The 15,997-nt window shown below is 41.0% G+C and carries 18 protein-coding genes and 3 pseudogenes; 14 read left to right on the top strand and 7 right to left on the bottom strand.

The genetic code is table 11. The features are described from left to right. Positions 1-250 (bottom strand): BrnA antitoxin family protein (locus O9290_RS22305; RefSeq protein WP_288087562.1); only part of this gene is annotated, 250 nt, incomplete at its 3' end. Continuing rightward, positions 231-521, bottom strand: coding sequence for a BrnT family toxin (locus O9290_RS22300; protein WP_287732219.1), 291 nt, complete (start codon positions 519-521; stop codon positions 231-233). The genes O9290_RS22305 and O9290_RS22300, both read right to left, overlap by 20 nt. 225 nt (positions 522-746) lie before the next feature. Between O9290_RS22300 and O9290_RS22295 the strand changes: the two are divergent. The 3 genes and pseudogenes from O9290_RS22295 to O9290_RS22285 all read left to right on the top strand — a co-directional run. After that, positions 747-821: pseudogene (locus O9290_RS22295) on the top strand (PEP-CTERM sorting domain-containing protein); the annotation flags it as partial. A 115-nt stretch (positions 822-936) separates the two neighbouring features. Continuing rightward, the gene (locus tag O9290_RS22290; RefSeq protein WP_288056454.1) at positions 937-1,353 is read left to right on the top strand and encodes a hypothetical protein; all 417 of its coding nucleotides are present in this window, start codon (positions 937-939) and stop codon (positions 1,351-1,353) included. A gap of 5 nt (positions 1,354-1,358) precedes the next feature. After that, on the top strand, positions 1,359-1,712 hold the full coding sequence (locus tag O9290_RS22285) for an immunity protein CdiI family protein (RefSeq protein WP_288087559.1): 354 nt from the start codon (positions 1,359-1,361) through the stop codon (positions 1,710-1,712). 197 nt (positions 1,713-1,909) lie between these two features. Here O9290_RS22285 and O9290_RS28305 read toward each other — a convergent pair. Further along, positions 1,910-2,239: pseudogene (locus O9290_RS28305) on the bottom strand (HepT-like ribonuclease domain-containing protein). A gap of 97 nt (positions 2,240-2,336) precedes the next feature. Then, positions 2,337-2,813: pseudogene (locus tag O9290_RS22265) on the bottom strand (transposase family protein); the annotation flags it as partial. 304 nt (positions 2,814-3,117) lie between these two features. Here O9290_RS22265 and O9290_RS22260 point away from each other — a divergent pair. Continuing rightward, positions 3,118-3,312 carry a hypothetical protein gene (locus tag O9290_RS22260; protein ID WP_004159306.1) on the top strand — a complete coding sequence of 65 codons (195 nt, stop codon included), beginning with the start codon at positions 3,118-3,120 and terminating at the stop codon, positions 3,310-3,312. Between the two features lie 26 nt (positions 3,313-3,338). Here O9290_RS22260 and O9290_RS22255 read toward each other — a convergent pair whose 3' ends face one another. After that, positions 3,339-3,755, bottom strand: a complete 417-nt coding sequence (locus tag O9290_RS22255; RefSeq protein WP_004159304.1) for a DUF1816 domain-containing protein — start codon at positions 3,753-3,755, stop codon at positions 3,339-3,341. A gap of 575 nt (positions 3,756-4,330) precedes the next feature. On the opposite strand from O9290_RS22255, the gene O9290_RS22250 reads away from it, so the two are divergent. Further along, entirely contained in the window at positions 4,331-5,443 is a 1,113-nt protein-coding gene (locus tag O9290_RS22250) for a sensor histidine kinase (protein ID WP_287170110.1), read from the top strand. Between the two features lie 75 nt (positions 5,444-5,518). On the opposite strand, the gene mutL is transcribed toward O9290_RS22250, so the two are convergent. Then, the gene (gene mutL / locus O9290_RS22245; protein WP_004159298.1) at positions 5,519-7,171 is read right to left on the bottom strand and encodes a DNA mismatch repair endonuclease MutL; all 1,653 of its coding nucleotides are present in this window, start codon (positions 7,169-7,171) and stop codon (positions 5,519-5,521) included. Positions 7,172-7,183: 12 nt separating this feature from the next. Further along, positions 7,184-7,312 carry an element excision factor XisI family protein gene (locus O9290_RS22240; RefSeq protein ID WP_004159297.1) on the bottom strand — a complete coding sequence of 43 codons (129 nt, stop codon included), beginning with the start codon at positions 7,310-7,312 and terminating at the stop codon, positions 7,184-7,186. Between the two features lie 233 nt (positions 7,313-7,545). Here O9290_RS22240 and O9290_RS22235 point away from each other — a divergent pair, with 233 nt between their 5' ends. The 9 genes from O9290_RS22235 to O9290_RS22195 all read left to right on the top strand — a co-directional run bounded on the left by O9290_RS22235 (position 7,546) and on the right by O9290_RS22195 (position 15,597). Further along, positions 7,546-7,863, top strand: coding sequence for a DUF4164 domain-containing protein (locus O9290_RS22235; RefSeq protein ID WP_159290913.1), 318 nt, complete (start codon positions 7,546-7,548; stop codon positions 7,861-7,863). Positions 7,864-8,238: 375 nt separating this feature from the next. Beyond that, positions 8,239-8,463 (top strand): Calvin cycle protein CP12, encoded by a 225-nt coding sequence (locus O9290_RS22230; protein WP_002781201.1) that lies wholly within the window; start codon positions 8,239-8,241, stop codon positions 8,461-8,463. 175 nt (positions 8,464-8,638) lie between these two features. Beyond that, positions 8,639-9,229, top strand: a complete 591-nt coding sequence (locus O9290_RS22225; protein ID WP_004162903.1) for a DUF3177 family protein — start codon at positions 8,639-8,641, stop codon at positions 9,227-9,229. Positions 9,230-9,264: 35 nt separating this feature from the next. Further along, positions 9,265-9,549, top strand: coding sequence for a DUF7734 family protein (locus O9290_RS22220; RefSeq protein WP_004159286.1), 285 nt, complete (start codon positions 9,265-9,267; stop codon positions 9,547-9,549). Between the two features lie 230 nt (positions 9,550-9,779). Beyond that, positions 9,780-10,790, top strand: coding sequence for an L-histidine N(alpha)-methyltransferase (egtD, locus tag O9290_RS22215; protein ID WP_288058978.1), 1,011 nt, complete (start codon positions 9,780-9,782; stop codon positions 10,788-10,790). Between the two features lie 40 nt (positions 10,791-10,830). After that, complete coding sequence (ovoA, locus tag O9290_RS22210) at positions 10,831-12,186, top strand: 5-histidylcysteine sulfoxide synthase (RefSeq protein WP_288058980.1); 1,356 nt, start codon at positions 10,831-10,833, stop codon at positions 12,184-12,186. Positions 12,187-12,450: 264 nt separating this feature from the next. Continuing rightward, a complete protein-coding gene (locus tag O9290_RS22205) occupies positions 12,451-12,885 on the top strand; it encodes a VOC family protein (protein WP_002758152.1) in 435 nt (144 codons plus the stop codon). Positions 12,886-13,019: 134 nt separating this feature from the next. Next, the gene (locus tag O9290_RS22200; protein WP_288058982.1) at positions 13,020-14,798 is read left to right on the top strand and encodes a S8 family peptidase; all 1,779 of its coding nucleotides are present in this window, start codon (positions 13,020-13,022) and stop codon (positions 14,796-14,798) included. A 250-nt stretch (positions 14,799-15,048) separates the two neighbouring features. After that, the gene (locus tag O9290_RS22195) at positions 15,049-15,597 is read left to right on the top strand and encodes a response regulator (RefSeq protein WP_002758146.1); all 549 of its coding nucleotides are present in this window, start codon (positions 15,049-15,051) and stop codon (positions 15,595-15,597) included. Positions 15,598-15,997 lie beyond the last annotated feature (400 nt).

Raw genomic sequence — 15,997 nt, 5'->3', positions numbered from 1 at the left:
CGCGATTAATACTGGTCTGATACCCCTCCTCTTGTGTGGCCTGGGTTTTGAACCAGTCTATCAGGTCAGCATCAAGGCTTAGGGTGATCTGCTGTTTGAGCGGACGATAAAACACACCACGCCGCGCCTTGCTCCAATCTCCCGTAGCCTCCGGGATCAGATCTGTGCGGATAGGCTCTTGTGACGCGGCTAGAGCGTCAATTTCAGCCTGTATCTCTGGCGGTACTGGATTACAATCTCCCTTCTTCATAAGCCCTCCTTTCATGGGCTGTTGCCCTGCGTGCGCTAATAATTCGTCCCGTTTCTTCTCCTGTCACCGAATCAGACTCCGGCCAAGTATGCACCACAAACACAGTCAATTTACCGATCAGTCCGATAGTCTGCCAGCGTTCTTCCTCTGGGTATGGATCGGGACAGCTGACAGCGAGAGGATCGGCAAAAACATATTGAGCGGCTTCAAAGCTCAAGCCGTGATCGCGCTTGTTTGTCCGATTTTTGTTGTCGTCCCATGTCCACTTCAATTTTACTCTCCAAATGTAGCTATATTATGGTTACTACATTAATTTTTATCAACACTGTATTTGCGCTAACACGATCACAGTTAAATTTACCCCTGTCGAGATGATAACATTATCCAGATATAATGCCAGCATCACTACCGATTTAGCAGCAAGAGGAAGCTCAAGAAATTAGTCATCAGATAACAGTTTGAGCGGTATGTGTTAATTATCATCCCTTTCGGCTTCGGCGCAGCTTCAACCCTCAAAAGCAAACTAAAACCCTCTAAATACACTGAAAAAGAAACCACAAAAGTAGGCTAAATTGTTTAGTAAAATACCATAAATGCCCCTTCAATCAATCTTGAGGGGGTTTTATTGTATAATAGAGGGATGAGTAAACTAGATCAACTTACGCAATCTTGAGCTATAATCGGCAATGAGGTCGAATCCGAACAACGATCAGAAAAGACTCCTGATTGCTGAACTTAAAAAAGCAGCAATCAAACATACCCCAGAAAATATTATCATAATTACTCAAGATCCTAGCGGGAAAATTGTTTTTCTAGAAACTGGAAAAGCAGGTGACAAAGGTTCTGGATGGCTGCATATTCTAGAAAATCATCGAGAAGATTTTCTCCAGAGAGGTATTACTGAAGAACAAATTCCCGATTTAATTGTAACAGCTATTAGTGAGGGAAAAATTATTGGCATACAAGGAAAAAGTCGCATAATTTATCAAGTAGAAATCAATGGAATTATTCAGTATGTTTCTCTAGAAATTAGTCATAATGGTTACTTAGTGAGTGCTAATCCAACTCCAACGCGATTAATTAACAAACTTATTCAGGAATGATAGTTATGGCAATCAGAATCAAACTTTGGGCAGATTATGGAAGTTACCCACTTTGGGGAGTAGATGAAATTGATAACATTGCTCCTGAAGAATTACCATTAAGTCAAGCAACTATTCAGCGTTTAAACGCATGGCAGGATACTTACGATAAGACTTTAAATCAAGACTATCCACCTTTATCAGATTTTCCTAATCAGCAAGCTGAAATGGAGTTTAAACAAGAAGGAATTAGTTTATGGAAACAGTTACGTCTTGAACTGGCACCAGATTATGAAGTTTTCTACCAAAATGAAGGTCAATTGTTCAGACATCCTAAGGAAATAACCAAAAAATCTACAGTACAAAAAATAACAGTTTGAGTATCATCACCTTCGGCTCTAGCGCAGCTTCAACCCTTAAGCGCAAACTAAAACCATCCAAACCATCAGAAAAAGAAACCACAAAAGTAGGCTAAATTGCTTCTAAAAATACCATAAATGCCCCCTTAATCAGAGTTGAAGGGGTTTATTTTTTGCTTTCGCTTATCAAACAACTATTCAGCCTCTGTTTCGCTTTCTCACACTTCTTGTAGTTGTGGCACTAAAGTCAGTAAATCTTCTTGAATTGTTGCCCAAACCCTACTTAAATTAACTGGAAAATATTCGTGAGTTGCAACATTTCTCATTCCTCCCATCAAACGCCAAGGAAAAAGAGGATAGCGAGACTTAATTTCCTTTGGTACATTTCTAGTTGCTTCTCCAATAATGATAAAATCCTAGAGAACCGCTTTGACAGTTGTTTGATTTTTAGCAAATTCCTCAAACGTCATTCCCTTTGTCCGTTGTTCAATTTCAGTGATAGATTCTAAAATGTCTTGAAGGAGAATTCGCCAATCTCTAGAAGGCATTGATAACATCCTCCAACACAGGTTCTCGTAAATGTTCCCTTAAGCTATCCTGAGTTCCTAAATCCACAGAACATCCCAGAATATCTTCTAAATAATACTGTACTTGCAGAAGTTGAAAAAAACCACGTCTTTTTAATTTCGATAGGTCTTGATATGTAATTTTTTCGGCCATGTCCTCTAGCATTCTTTGAATCTCTTCTTCCGTTACGTCATTTCTTCGGCTAACATTTAAAATATCCCCTTCTTTTAATTGTTCGAGTATATTCTCGGCTAGTCTTTTCGTATAGGTTCATTTACTGGCAACAAAATCTAACTTCTCACTAAAGGGTTTCTGACAATTATCGCACTTAAATTGACGACGATTAACTTGTAGGTACACTGGTTGTCTTGAGAGCGGTAAATCTTTGACTAGATGTCGATGATTTTGGTGTAGTTTATCGCTCTCTAACCCACAACGAGGACAGATTACTTTTTTATTTTTCGATTCGATCGGTCAGACTATCCCGATATTTTCTAGGTGTCGATAACCTTGAATAGAGGTTACTTCTAGGTTCAAAAATTTGTCAAGTATCATAAGTAAAATACTCTCGTTTTTGGCTATTATATCAAATCTTAACTCAATTGTCTATCTTTTGGTATTAACCTGTTTGTGCCTTAAGTCCTTCCCTGTATGGATTTCAGCTACTTTTGAGCGTAGGCGCTCTCATCGAATTTTATTTTAAGTTAATTATTTGCATAACAATTCCCGAAGAGCCTAATTTAAGTTTCAAGAAGAATGAACCCGATCTTTTTTACGATGGGGGTAAAAGTGATTTTCAATTTCTCAGGTTGAAAGATGAATCCAGATTAAGCTATCTCAACGATAAGAGGACAAGCCAATGTTTGAAGATTTTACCTATATTACCGATGAGGCTTTTTTAGAGAATTATTGGTGGGAAGAAAAAGTTATCTGTCCCCACTGCCAGGGCAAAGAAAGAATCTATCTAGAGACGGAGAATGAATCCGTCCCCTGTAAATTCTGTGAGGGTAAAGGCATTATTAAACGAAAACAAGAGGAAACTAACTATTCCTAAAAATCTGTAAAATTAGATACCATACATTAAAAATATTCTTGAGTTAAAACCTCTGGCTGACATTGTTTAATTTCGCTGTTAATTCCCAGGGCAGATTCCGATTGGAGGTCTTCGATATAACCGGATTGATGGGATAAAGCTTCCGAAAAACTCTCAAAAGGACCGAAATAATAGAGACATTTCGGCTGAGTGGTGGTGATCTCTATCCACCAAGGTTGAGGTAGTAAACTAGGCTTAATCGGGGCAGTTTCTGGGTCAAGAGGCCTTATACTGAGAATCTTGGCCCCTTGGCGCAGGAGGCGCTGTGTTTCTTGACTCATGCGGCTTTTAGGTACTCGCAGCACTGTCCGGGAGAAGCGTTGAGGCAAAGAGCCAGAAGAACCGGAAAAAACAACTTCATAGAGAAATATTTGATTCTCTCCCTGATTATTAGCCTCTAGCATACAGAAAAGATTCTCTTTTAAGGGTAAGGGTTAAAAAACAGACGCTACTTTGAGCAGATGACTCAAGCAAAATCATCTCCTAACAGAGTAGCGCATCTTGATACCATAGCATAGAGCGGCAAAAAGTTAGGTTTTGACCTACTCTCCCCTCACAGCATAGCTTGACGAGAGATTCTTCAACAAGAAGAACCCGATAGAGTTCTTTATGATGCTGTAGCCGAATCTAGGGCCGTTATCTTAATGGTGAGGTACAAAGTTTTTGTTTTTTGGAGTCGGTGGTCGATGCCAAATCCTCTTATACTTCATCTTTATGAGAAACCCTGTCAATAGGGTTTGCGGCAAAAAGTTTTTCCTAGGGGTAGGGTGTGGGGTGTAGGGTGTAGGGGTTTCCCCATTTTTGAATTGGCGAATTACCTAATTTTCAGGGAAAAAGTCCCTAAATTTTCCCACCGAACAATCCAATGGCTGGCACTTTTTGATTTCAAAAAGACCAAAAGATATTAGCCAAAAAGGTTTTTATATTTATGCAGCAGTCTCTCAATAATATTGACAACAAATAGAGTTTTTAAACAAATATGCAGCCACCAAAATTAAGCTTAGGAACCAGATTATTTTTATCCCATCTCCTCGTTATGGTGGTGGGATTGAGTAGCTTTATTATCATTGCTAAATTATCTTCTCCGCGAATGTTTGTTTTGCGTTTGGAACAGTTAGAAAGGCAGGGATTTTTTACCGTGCGATCAGCGAGAACTTTCTTGGTTAGGGGTTTTGAGACAGCTTGGGATAGTAGTGCCATTTGGTCATTCATTGCGGGAGGAAGTACGGCTGGTTATCTGAGTTTTTTGGTTTCTCAACGCATTATGAAACCGGTAAAACAAATGAAACAAATCACTAAAAATTTTGCTGAAGGGGATTTATCGGCGCGAGTTCCAGAAAGCGAAATCCCAGAATTAAATCAATTAGCCATCAGTTTTAATCAGATGGCGATTAGTTTAGCCGATGTGGAAAAACGGCGCCAGGAATTAATCGGTGATCTTACCCACGAATTACGCACCCCTTTAACTGTGGTACGGGGATATTTAGAAGAATTAGCCGATGGTGCGATCGAACCTAATCCAGAACTTTATCAGAAATTAGTGAAAGAAACCCGCAGGTTAGAACGTTTAACCCACGATCTACAGGAGCTATCGCGAGCGGAATCTGGTTATCTATCGATTAAAATGCAACCTGTTAATTTATTGCCTTTGTTAAATTCTCTCATCGAAAAATTTGCCGATCAATTATTAGAAGATGGACCGACTTTACAGTTAGATTGTCCCCCCAATTTACCATCTGTCATGGCCGATCCCGATCGCCTCGAACAAATCTTAGTTAATCTGCTCGGTAATGCCATTCGTTACACCGATAATGGTGCAATTACCCTGCAAGTGACAAGGGACAAAAATCGCCTACAAATTGCCGTTATCGATACAGGAATTGGCATCGCAGCAGAGGATTTACCCTTTATTTTCGAGCGCTTTTGGCGGGCCGATCGTTCTCGTTCCCGTTATTCTGGGGGTAGTGGTATTGGTTTAGCGATTACCCGTCGTTTAGTGGAATTACACCAAAGTCAAATCGAGGTGGAAAGTGAATTAGGTAAAGGCAGCACTTTCCGTTTTTCCCTAGCAATATCGGCCAATTTTCAGTGAACAGTGAACAGTAATCAGTAATCAGTAAACTGAAAACTCACATCTGATAACTGATCACTGATAACTGATCACTGATTAAATGCCGTGACTTTTGCCGATCACCCAATGACGACGGAAGAAGCGAGCGAGCGAGGTTTCTTCTAAGGATAAGTAAATCGGTCTTCCGTGGGGACAGGTGCGGGGATTACGGGTATTTTGCCAATCATCGAGTAAATTCTGCATTTCTTTTAAACTTAAAGCTGTACCGTTGCGGATAGCACTCCGGCAAGCGGTAGCAACCTGAGCGGTTTGTAAATCCCCCCCTAAACTTAATTCTAGTAAAGCATCAGCCCGATCCTCGCGTTCTTTGAGTAGAACAGGAATACTACGAATTGCCCAAGAGCGATCGCCAAAACTAGCAATTTCTAATCCTAAACGTTGTAATTGTTCGATTTGTCGAGTAGTTAACTGATTTAAGATGATCGGAGTATCTAACGGCACGATTTCCCAGTTATCCTCTAAACGTTCGTACAAAACCCGCTCATGGGCAATATGTTGTTCGACTAACCATAATCCGTGAGGATGTTCGGCAACTATGTAAGTTTGGTGAATTTGGGCTACTGCCTTTAATTCCAGCCGATTTTTCGGGGATTTCTCCCCTATTGTATAGGTGCTTTTTTCTTCGGCAGCCTTGAGAATTTGACTGACGCGCTGATTTTGCGCTTTTTCGGGTATATGTTCGGGATTTAGTCCTAACGCCTTGTCTATGGCTGAAATTATCTGTTCTTGCCAAAAAATGAGGTTATGCAGGTATATTTCCGCTTTGGCTGGGTGACGATTCCAATCGATCGAACGAGGGTTAAGATGTAAATGGAGAAAACAAACGGGATAGCGATCTTTAGGGACTGTGCGAGCGAAAGCTTCAAATATTGCCTGTTCTAACTCCGATGAGCGCACCATTCGCCCATTAACAGCAATTCTAACCCAATCTGGTTGATGGCGAGAAATGCGATCGGGCAAACCAATGACTAATTCAATTTGAGCAGATTCTGCGTCAGGAGTCGTTAAGTCAAGTTTTAGGGATACTAAATCGTTCAAATGCAGAGATTTAACTAATTGGGGTAATATTTGACTGGCATCCTTACCCGGACTAATGCGTAACCAATCTTGATGATCTTGAAAAACCTGCCAAGTAATTTGGGGATGACAGAGAGCAAAATTATGAATTAAAGTCTGTATATCCTTTAATTGTTTTTTAATTGACGGTAAAGCTTGACGACGCACGGGAAAGTTACCAAAGAGATTCTCTACCGTGACGATAGTACCGATAGCTATAGGAATCGTTTCTAAATTACCCGGCTCGCCTTGGTGATTGTAAAGACAATAACAACCTAAATCATCGTCATGGCGACTGGCAACCCGCAGATGCGCCACCTGTGCGATACTGTGCAAAGCTTCACCACGGAATCCGAGACTGGTAATCTGCCAAAGATCGTCCCGTTGGCGGATTTTGCTGGTACTGTGGGCATAGCTACACAGTTGCAAATCTTCTCTAGACATTCCCCTGCCGTTATCCGATACTTGTATTCGCCAGTTTTGGGGAGATATATCGATGGTAATCCTATCTGCCCCCGCATCAATGGCATTTTCGACTAATTCTCGCACCACAGCGCCTAAAGAGTCGATTACCTCTCCTGCGGCAATTAAATCGATTACGTCTTGGGGTAAAACTTGTATGGGCAAGGTCATCAATTAATGGTTTTAGCCAAGGGCAAACTCGGTATATTGTCGCACAGGGGGCCCATGGTAAGCTAAAACGATGTCTTGTTTGGGGACTCCCCTAGCTACCAATTTATCAGCGATCGCTGCTGCCGTGCCGTCCTGCTGCACCCAGATTTTATTACTAATAATATCAACGGGAATTATACAGCCATAAATGCCCGTGCTGCTGTCCCCGTAACCGAATCAAAAAATGTTTCGGTTTTGACGGGATCACTAGGCTCTCTCAGTAGGGAATCTGATTTTTGTGAATTACTGTTTGAAAGAGTCCCCGACCGAGAAAATATTGATAGAGTATTGATTAGGAGACTAGGAAAAATTCAACTTTAAGAGGATTGTCACTGATGACAGCAGTTACCGAGAATGATCTGAAAAGGTTAGAAGATTTAATCGTTAGCGGACAGAAAGCGATCGAATCCCGACTAACAGCGATCGAGTCCCGACTGACAAACCTAGAAAATGGACAGAAAGCGATCGAGAACAGTCTAGGAGAAATTAAAGGAGATATTAAGGCCTTAGATGCCAAAGTTATGGGACTAGAAAAGCGGGTTGACGATCTTAACGCACGAGTCAACATTACGACCATTGGATTCCTTAGCATTGTCGGCATTTTGGTGACAGGAATGCTGACTATTGCCAGCAAAACAGTCTTTTTCCCCTAGTCCCTAGAATGATACTAAATCCTGTGTAAAAGGTATGGGATAGTAGGTGAGCGCCAGAGCGGGGAAAAACAATCGATAACTTGGCAGTTAATCAGACTATTAAAAACGGATTTGGTGTAAGACGGCCTAAATAAGTCGATATATGGTTCTGCTCGCTGTCTATGTCGGGGAGAAATCCCTCTGGCATTTCTCCAGTGCGGAATGTAGGCTAAAAATTGGCCCAGTCAGGAAATCTTGATGTTAAATTCCCCAAAAATTGCGCTAGGATCGGCTTCATAGCACAGGAAAGGCGATCGAGTGGGATAACCGATCCTGTGGCTTGAGAAGGTGACTGTATAATTGTTAGAGTGTCAATAGATCAATTCCAGAGGAATCATGAGCAATATCCAAGATAAAATTCAAGAAGAGCTAGAAAACGCCAGAGCCGTCTGTAGTACGGAAGGTGCCACCTCTGGCGAATGCGCCGCCGCTTGGGATGCGGTGGAAGAATTACAAGCAGAAGCCGCTCACCAACGTCAGGACCACCCCCAAAAAACCTACTTCGAAAATTATTGTGATTCTAATCCCGATGCCGCCGAGTGTCGCATTTATGAAGATTAATGCAGTCAGGCAGCGGTTTTTTCTCTCCTCACAGTAGAATCCTAGCTTTAGGGCGATCTCAGCTATAAAGGGATCGCCCCTCGTTTTTTTGTTTGTTGGTCAAGCTGTGGCCGATTTTGGCTCCTGCGTCCGAAGACAGTAAAATATTGACAGTGTAATTATGTCTGAATAGTTTATGAATCAACTTTGGTTTCGTCCTCTCGTTTGGATAGATTATCGTTTAGCCGTCCTATTTACGGTGATTATTCCGGCAATTTTGTTAATTTGGTCTTTATTTGCAAAAATCGAATCATTACAAAAATTGTTGATTATCTATTGGCGAGTGGCTAGTCTTTTATTAATTACTGTATATTTAATGATCGCTTCCTGGCCGATTGGTTTTGTTACCAGTTTTTTAGCTAAGATTTTAATCCCGATTTCCCTCTGGTTTTGGGTGGATATTAACGATGAAATTAAAGATTTACCCTCCAGTCCAATTAAATTTGTCACCACTGCTTGGCGTTGGGCAGTAACGATTTATTGTCCTTTGGGCGCAATTTCTACCTTACCTTTTCTCTCCTGTGCTATGTCAGGGGAATTGCTAAATTCTCCCTATTGTCAAGTTTGGCAGGAAGCACCTTGGCAGTTTCGCGAGATTTTTCATTCAGAAGCTACCGCTAATGTTTTGGGCTTTTTTGGTTTAGTTGGTCTCTCTTTTTATACTCTCTATTTTGCCCATTTTCTTCTTATTCGCCTTGGCAAACAGGGACGTTCAGCTTTACAATAGGAGGTCTTTAGCTATCGATAATTAGCCATTTTTCTATGAATATTGGTAAACAACTCGAACAATACACCCTCAAAAATCCCCAAGAGGTTTTATTAGTGACTATTGCTGTGGATGGGGAGGAGGAAGAAATCTCTATTTTTAAAGGTTTTTCTAGTTCCCTTACCCGCAGCACCCCCTACGATCCCGATATTCCGATCATTCCTGAAACTGCTAGAGTTATTAAGATAGATCGTCTTGCTAGTCCTTATCATCCCCTTAATCCTCGCTATATCCAAGAAAATCTTACCTTAGAGGAAATGCAATCTTTACTGATTAATTGAAACGGTAATTTTGCTTGGATAATATCAGCACTCATCTTGAGCGATTTAACAGCTTTTATTTACCATCCATAAACTTTGTCTATCTAGACAAGAGGTAAATTTTGCGGCGTTTTAGTGGTAAAATTACCAAAGAACAATAATCGCTGCCAGTATTCAAGCTGTCAAAGTGGATTTCATCCTCGGTATCGATCGAGAACAATCAAAAAACTGGAGAATAATCTGGAGAATCTATGCAACTTAAACAATCTAACCAAGAACTGTTACAAATTGAGTATTTAGCCACCGGTGCCACGGGACAAAACATGGTTAAAGATGATGGCAAAGATGTGATTGAAGGATTAACTAAAACCCCCAAAAGTTTACCATCTAAATATTTTTATGATCGGCAAGGTTCGCAACTTTTTGAAGAAATCTGTCAATTGCCAGAATATTATCCCACTAGGACAGAAACCGCTATTCTCCAAGAATATGCTCAAGAAATTGTCGCCTATACAGGAGCCTGTGAATTGATCGAATTAGGTAGTGGTAGTTCCACTAAAACTCGTCTGTTATTGGACGCTTACTATCAGCAACAAAAATCCTCTAAATATGTACCTATCGATGTTAGTGAAACTATTCTCCAAGCTAGTGCCATAGAATTACAAAAAGAATATCCTAATTTACTTATTCAGGGGTTAATTGGAACCTATGAACAGGCCCTAGCCTATTATCAAAATGCTTCCGATAATACCAGAATGATTTTTTTCTTGGGAAGTTCGATCGGTAATTTTTCTGCGGCTGAATGTGATAAATTCTTAGAAGAAATTGCCACTGTCTTAAAAGCTGGAGATTATTTTTTATTAGGGATTGATCTCCAAAAACCAGCGGCAATTCTAGAAGCAGCTTATAATGATGCCCAAGGGGTGACAGCAGCTTTTAATTTAAATATGCTTTCCCATTTAAATTGGCGTTTTCAAGCTGATTTTAACCTTGATTTATTTAGTCATCAAGCTATCTATAATCAAGACAAATCCCAAATTGAAATGTATTTAATTTGTCAAAAAACTCACCATGTTCATCTTAAAAAACTCGATTTAACAGTTAATTTTCAAGCATCAGAAAGTATTTTGACAGAAATTTCGCGTAAATTTAACCTAGAAACTATGCAAAAAGACCTAGAATCAAAGGGATTAAAACCCCTTAGGGTTTTCACCGATCCTGAAAATTTATTCGGCTTAATTCTCTGTCAGTTATACCTGTAAATAACGAAAACATTATCATCAGTAATAGAGGCATAAAAACATGGAAAAGATTCAAGCACAGGCTCCTATATCTCTAAATAAATGTAGTCGAGAAAATCTACTGGACTATTTTGAAAATGCTTGGCAATTAGAAGATATGCTGTTAAAAAGCATCATCAAAGAAGAAGCTTTTTATTGTAACCCTGACGATTTAAGAAATCCCCTCATTTTTTATTTAGGTCATGCTGCCGCTTTTTATCTTAATAAATTGCAGCTGGTTAACCTATTAAAAAAAAGCCCTAATCCTGACTACGAATTATTGTTTGGAGTGGGAGTAGATCCAGGAACTCCCGCAGAATTAAACTCTGCTATCGCCCATATTCAGTGGCCCGGGGTGGCTAAGGTTTGGGAATATCGGCAACAAGTCTATGAAATTGTGGTCGAAATAATTAAAAATACCCCCCTTAATCTTCCTATTCATCCTCAGCATTCTCTCTGGTCATTAATGATGGGAATTGAGCATCAGCGTGTTCACTTTGAAACATCTTCAATGTTACTCAGACAACTGCCCTTAGATTGTCTGCAACGTCCTTCAGGTTGGCATTATGCCCCTGCTTTTGGTCAAGCTAGTCCTAATCAAATGGTGGCGGTTTCTGGGGGAATAGTAGAAATTGGTAAACCCCAAGATTCTCCTGTTTATGGTTGGGACAACGAGTATGGTTATCGCCAAGTTCAAGTTAACAATTTTCTGGTGAGTAAATATATGATTACCAACGGAGAATTTAAAGAATTTGTCCATAATGGTGGCTACGAAAATCCCAGTTATTGGGATGAAGAAGCTTGGCAATGGAAAAATCATTATCGAGTCAAATATCCTAAATTTTGGCTGGTAGATGAGCGAGGAAATTATCAATATCGAGCCATGTTTGATGCTCTCGATTTACCTCTTGATTGGCCGGTAGAAGTGAACTATTATGAAGCGATCGCTTACTGTCGTTTTCAAGGTCAAGGAATACGTTTAATGACGGAAGCTGAGTGGAATTTAGTCACCTATGGCAGTCAAAAAAATCGATGTTATACCCTAGAAAACGATAAATTTGATGACTATAACCTCAATTTAAAATTCTGTTCTCCCACTCCCGTGGGAATGTTAAAAAATACGGGCAATAACTCAGAAATTTATGACTTACGCGGTAACGTCTGGGAATGGCTAGAAGATGATTTTAATCCCTTAACTGACTTTCAACCCCATTACCTCTATGCTGACAATTCCACTCCTTTCTTTAATAGTCAACATAAAATGATGTTAGGAGGAGCTTGGGTGACTAACGGCACAGAAATCCTACCCTACTATCGCAATTGGTTTCGCCGGAATTTTTATCAACACGCTGGTTTTAGAATCGCGCAAAGTCTTTAGGTAGGGTGTGGGGTGTAGGGTGTGGGGTGTAGGGTGTGGGGTTTTATCGATTTTCAGGGAAAAAGTGCCTAAAATTTCCCTGCGATTACTCTAAGAGTCGGCACTTTTTGATGTCAAAAAAGCCTAAAGATATTATTCAACAAGGTTTTTTAGATTTATGCAGGCAACCCTAGGTAATTGCCAATTTCAAGAAAAATTTTTCGGAAAAGTCGTCCCTCGATCGCTACAATAGAACCTAATAGAATGCCGATAAACTCGATCGCCATGAATCAACCTGCAATTTTTCATCTCGCTATTCCGATTACCGATGTGTCCACCGCTAAAAGCTTTTACTGTGATGGTTTAGGTTGTTTAGCGGGAAGGGAAACCGAGAAAGCGATTATCTTAAATTTCTATGGTCATCAGGTAGTCGCTCACGTCACCGAAATGCCTCTTACTCCGCAAAATAGCATTTATCCTCGCCATTTTGGTCTAATTCTGCCGGATGCCAGCGATTGGGACAATCTTCTCGCACAAGCGCGAGTCAATCAACTAAAATTTTATCTAGAACCAAAAACTCGCTTTACTGGGGAGATAACCGAACATAAAACCTTTTTCCTGGAGGATCCTTTCTATAATCTCCTGGAATTTAAACATTATCGCCACTACGAAGCTATTTTTGCCAGTCGGGAATTAACAGCGATCGGCGATCGAGCTTAAAATAAACAACAGGTGACTTTTTGTAACTGGTTAGTCCTATCTTCAACTGCGACAAAAACAGGGGAACTTCGCTCAGATTTTCTCATCAAAACTAAAAAAACCTTGGCTGGCAATGATCAATTCTTAGGAAATCTATGAAAAAAATTTTATTGTTAACCCTATTCATTATCGGTCTAGGATTTGCTCTCTTTAACTTTACTGGATTAGCAAATCGTGGCGAATATCAATCAATTTTGATCGACTTTAAAGACGATATACCCGTCAGCGTCCTCGATGAGCAGTTAAATGCTATCAACAAAAAAGCGGGAAAAACCACCAGTTTAAATAGTATTTTTTCCATCGATGAACATCTTTACATTATCGATGGAGATAGCAAACTCCTGAAAAATCTCCGCAATTCCGACCTAAAAAAATACACCGAATCGATCGAACCCGATTATATTTATCATGCTTTTATCGCCCCTAACGACCCCGACTATAGCAAACAGTGGAACCTGCGGGGAATTAACATCGAACGCGCTTGGGAAGAAAATCACGGTGAAGGGATCACCGTCGCCGTTATTGATACAGGTGTATCAAAAGTTCCCGATCTGCGAGAAACCGAGTTTGTCGAAGGCTACGACTTCGTCAACGATCGCAGCAATGCCGAGGACGATAACGGTCACGGAACCCATGTAGCGGGAACAATTGCCCAATCGACCAATAATAACTACGGGGTAGCCGGCATCGCCTACAAAGCCAAAATTATGCCCCTCAAGGTGCTTTCCGGGACGGGTGGGGGAACCGTGGGAGATATTGCCGAAGCGATCCGTTTTGCCGTCGATAATAAAGCCGATGTCATCAATATGAGTTTAGGGGGTGGAGGGGAAACCCAAGTAATGAAAGAGGCGATCGAATATGCCTATAGTAAGGGTGTGGTAATCGTCGCCGCTGCCGGTAATGCCGATGATAATTCCGCCGCCTATCCCGCCCGTTTTCCGCACGTTATCGGCGTTTCTGCGGTAGATGCCTCCGGAAATAAGGCCCCCTATTCTAATTTCGGAGCCGGAATCGATATTGCTGCCCCCGGCGGCTCCGATACGGGTAAAATTATCCAAGAAACCATCGATCCCGCTAAGGGGGGGGAACCGGCGTTCCTCGGTTTTCAGGGAACCAGCATGGCTGCCCCTCACGTTGCTGGGGTGGTAGCTTTAATCAAAGCTGCGGGAATTAAAGAACCCAGTGCAGTTTTAGAGGTTTTGCAACAGTCAGCCCGTAAGATCAATGATGATCCCTTTAATCATTTTGGCGCCGGACAATTAGACGCGGGCAATGCTCTACAATTGGCCCTAAAAGGACAGATTACTTTCCGGGATTTTTGGCGTTGGTTGCGCGATAACGGTTATCTCAATCCCCGTTTCTGGATTGATGGCGGCGCGGTGGCGGTTTTGCCCAAAATGGCCATGGTTTTGGGTTCTTATCTTCTTGCTTGGTGGCTAAGAAGTTATTTTCCCTTCTCCTGGAACGGATTTTTGAATGCTGGTCTAATTTTTGGCAGTTCTGGCTTATTTTTCCTCAGAGGTCTTTATATCTTCGATTTACCTCAATGGCCTTTCCGAGTGATGGGGAGTTCTCTTTCAGACCTAGGAGGTGTTATTCAGGGAAGTTCTGCCCTTAATCCGCTTTTTGCCAGTGTTATCCTGCCCTTTGTCCTGATTGCTCTGCTTTTGGGTCATCCCCGTGCAAAATGGTTAGCGGTGGGGGTATCTTTAGCTATGGCGGTGACTTTAGGTATCAGTGCTGTTATCCATCCTACTCTGATCTGGTTAGGTTCTGGTACGATCGCTCAGGCATTTTTGGGCGTAAATGCGCTTTTATGTCTCGGTTTAGGTTATTTAGCCCTAAAAAGTGCTACTTCCTCCCGATACGCTTAAACAGGGGTTACAATGGGACAACAAAGGTGATTTACCGTTCAAAACCTCTTTGGTTTTGGTATCTTCCTTTTGTTTTGCATTGAGTTCTCCTACAACAGCAGCCTCGGACATTAACCGAGGTTTTTTCTTTATGGTGTATGTTAGTTTCTAAGGGTTTTTTGGGAATCCCCAATCCCTATCTCGAAAGTTTCCCCCAATACCCCCTCGAATCATCGAGTTTATCTATTGTCTCTTTTCTAAGGTGTCTATCGTGTCAAATCATAAAATTCTCGTTATCGATGACAGTAAAGTGATCAGGATGCACGTTCGCGATATGTTACCAGAGGGTAACTTTGAATTTCTCGAAGCTAAAGACGGATTAGAGGGTTATAATCTCATCCGTACCGAAAACCCGAATTTGATTATTTTGGACTTCCTTCTCCCGAAAATGAGCGGTTGGGAGGTGTTTCAGCAAATCCAAACCGAAGATAATCTCAAAAGTATCCCCCTAGTGTTAATGTCGGGACGGAAAGAGGAGGTAGTAGAGAAAATCCCCGAACCTTTCCAGCATTTTGCCTTTATTGAGAAGCCTTTCGACCAAAAACAATTGGTACAAGCGATTAAAGAAGCGAGGGCTAAGGCCAAACAATATTCCCCCAAACCAACAGTTTTTAGCCCGAAACTAGAGGAACTCACCGGGGATTATAGCACCGATATTCAGACTCTCCAGTCCCAAATTGCCCAAATGCAAACAGAAATGGAAACTATGAAGAAACAAATGTCTCAATTAGTGGCTTTTATTAAGAAAAAACTGGCCTAGAACTATTCAGCCCGATTTTTGATGACTTGGGCCAGCAGTTATCCTTATCTGGCGGTGCCAATCTCTGGCTAATCTCCTATCCCTTTTAAACAGGATTTAGGATAATATGAAGTAGTCTTTATTTGGTGAGTGACTAATACTAAATCCGTTGAGTATAGGCTACTTATAGAGGGGAGGCAAAAGGCAACAGGCAAAAGGCAAAAGGGGAAATAAATAATCAGTTTTTAATAACCAGATTTAGTATTAATTCACTGATAACTAGGGCTTGCTGAATAATGGTAAAACCCTTTTAAAATAAGGCTTTTGACCTGTTAAAATCCGATGTTCATGCTGCGAAAATAGGATTGGGACATTCAAAAACCTTGCATTATCCTTCTTGTAGTACATAAACCAGTACAAA

Source organism: Microcystis sp. LE19-41.2A (assembly GCF_027530405.1).
Taxonomy (GTDB): domain Bacteria; phylum Cyanobacteriota; class Cyanobacteriia; order Cyanobacteriales; family Microcystaceae; genus Microcystis; species Microcystis aeruginosa.
The sequence above is the reverse complement of the archived record's forward strand: the minus strand, read 5'-3'. Positions and strand labels throughout refer to the sequence as shown.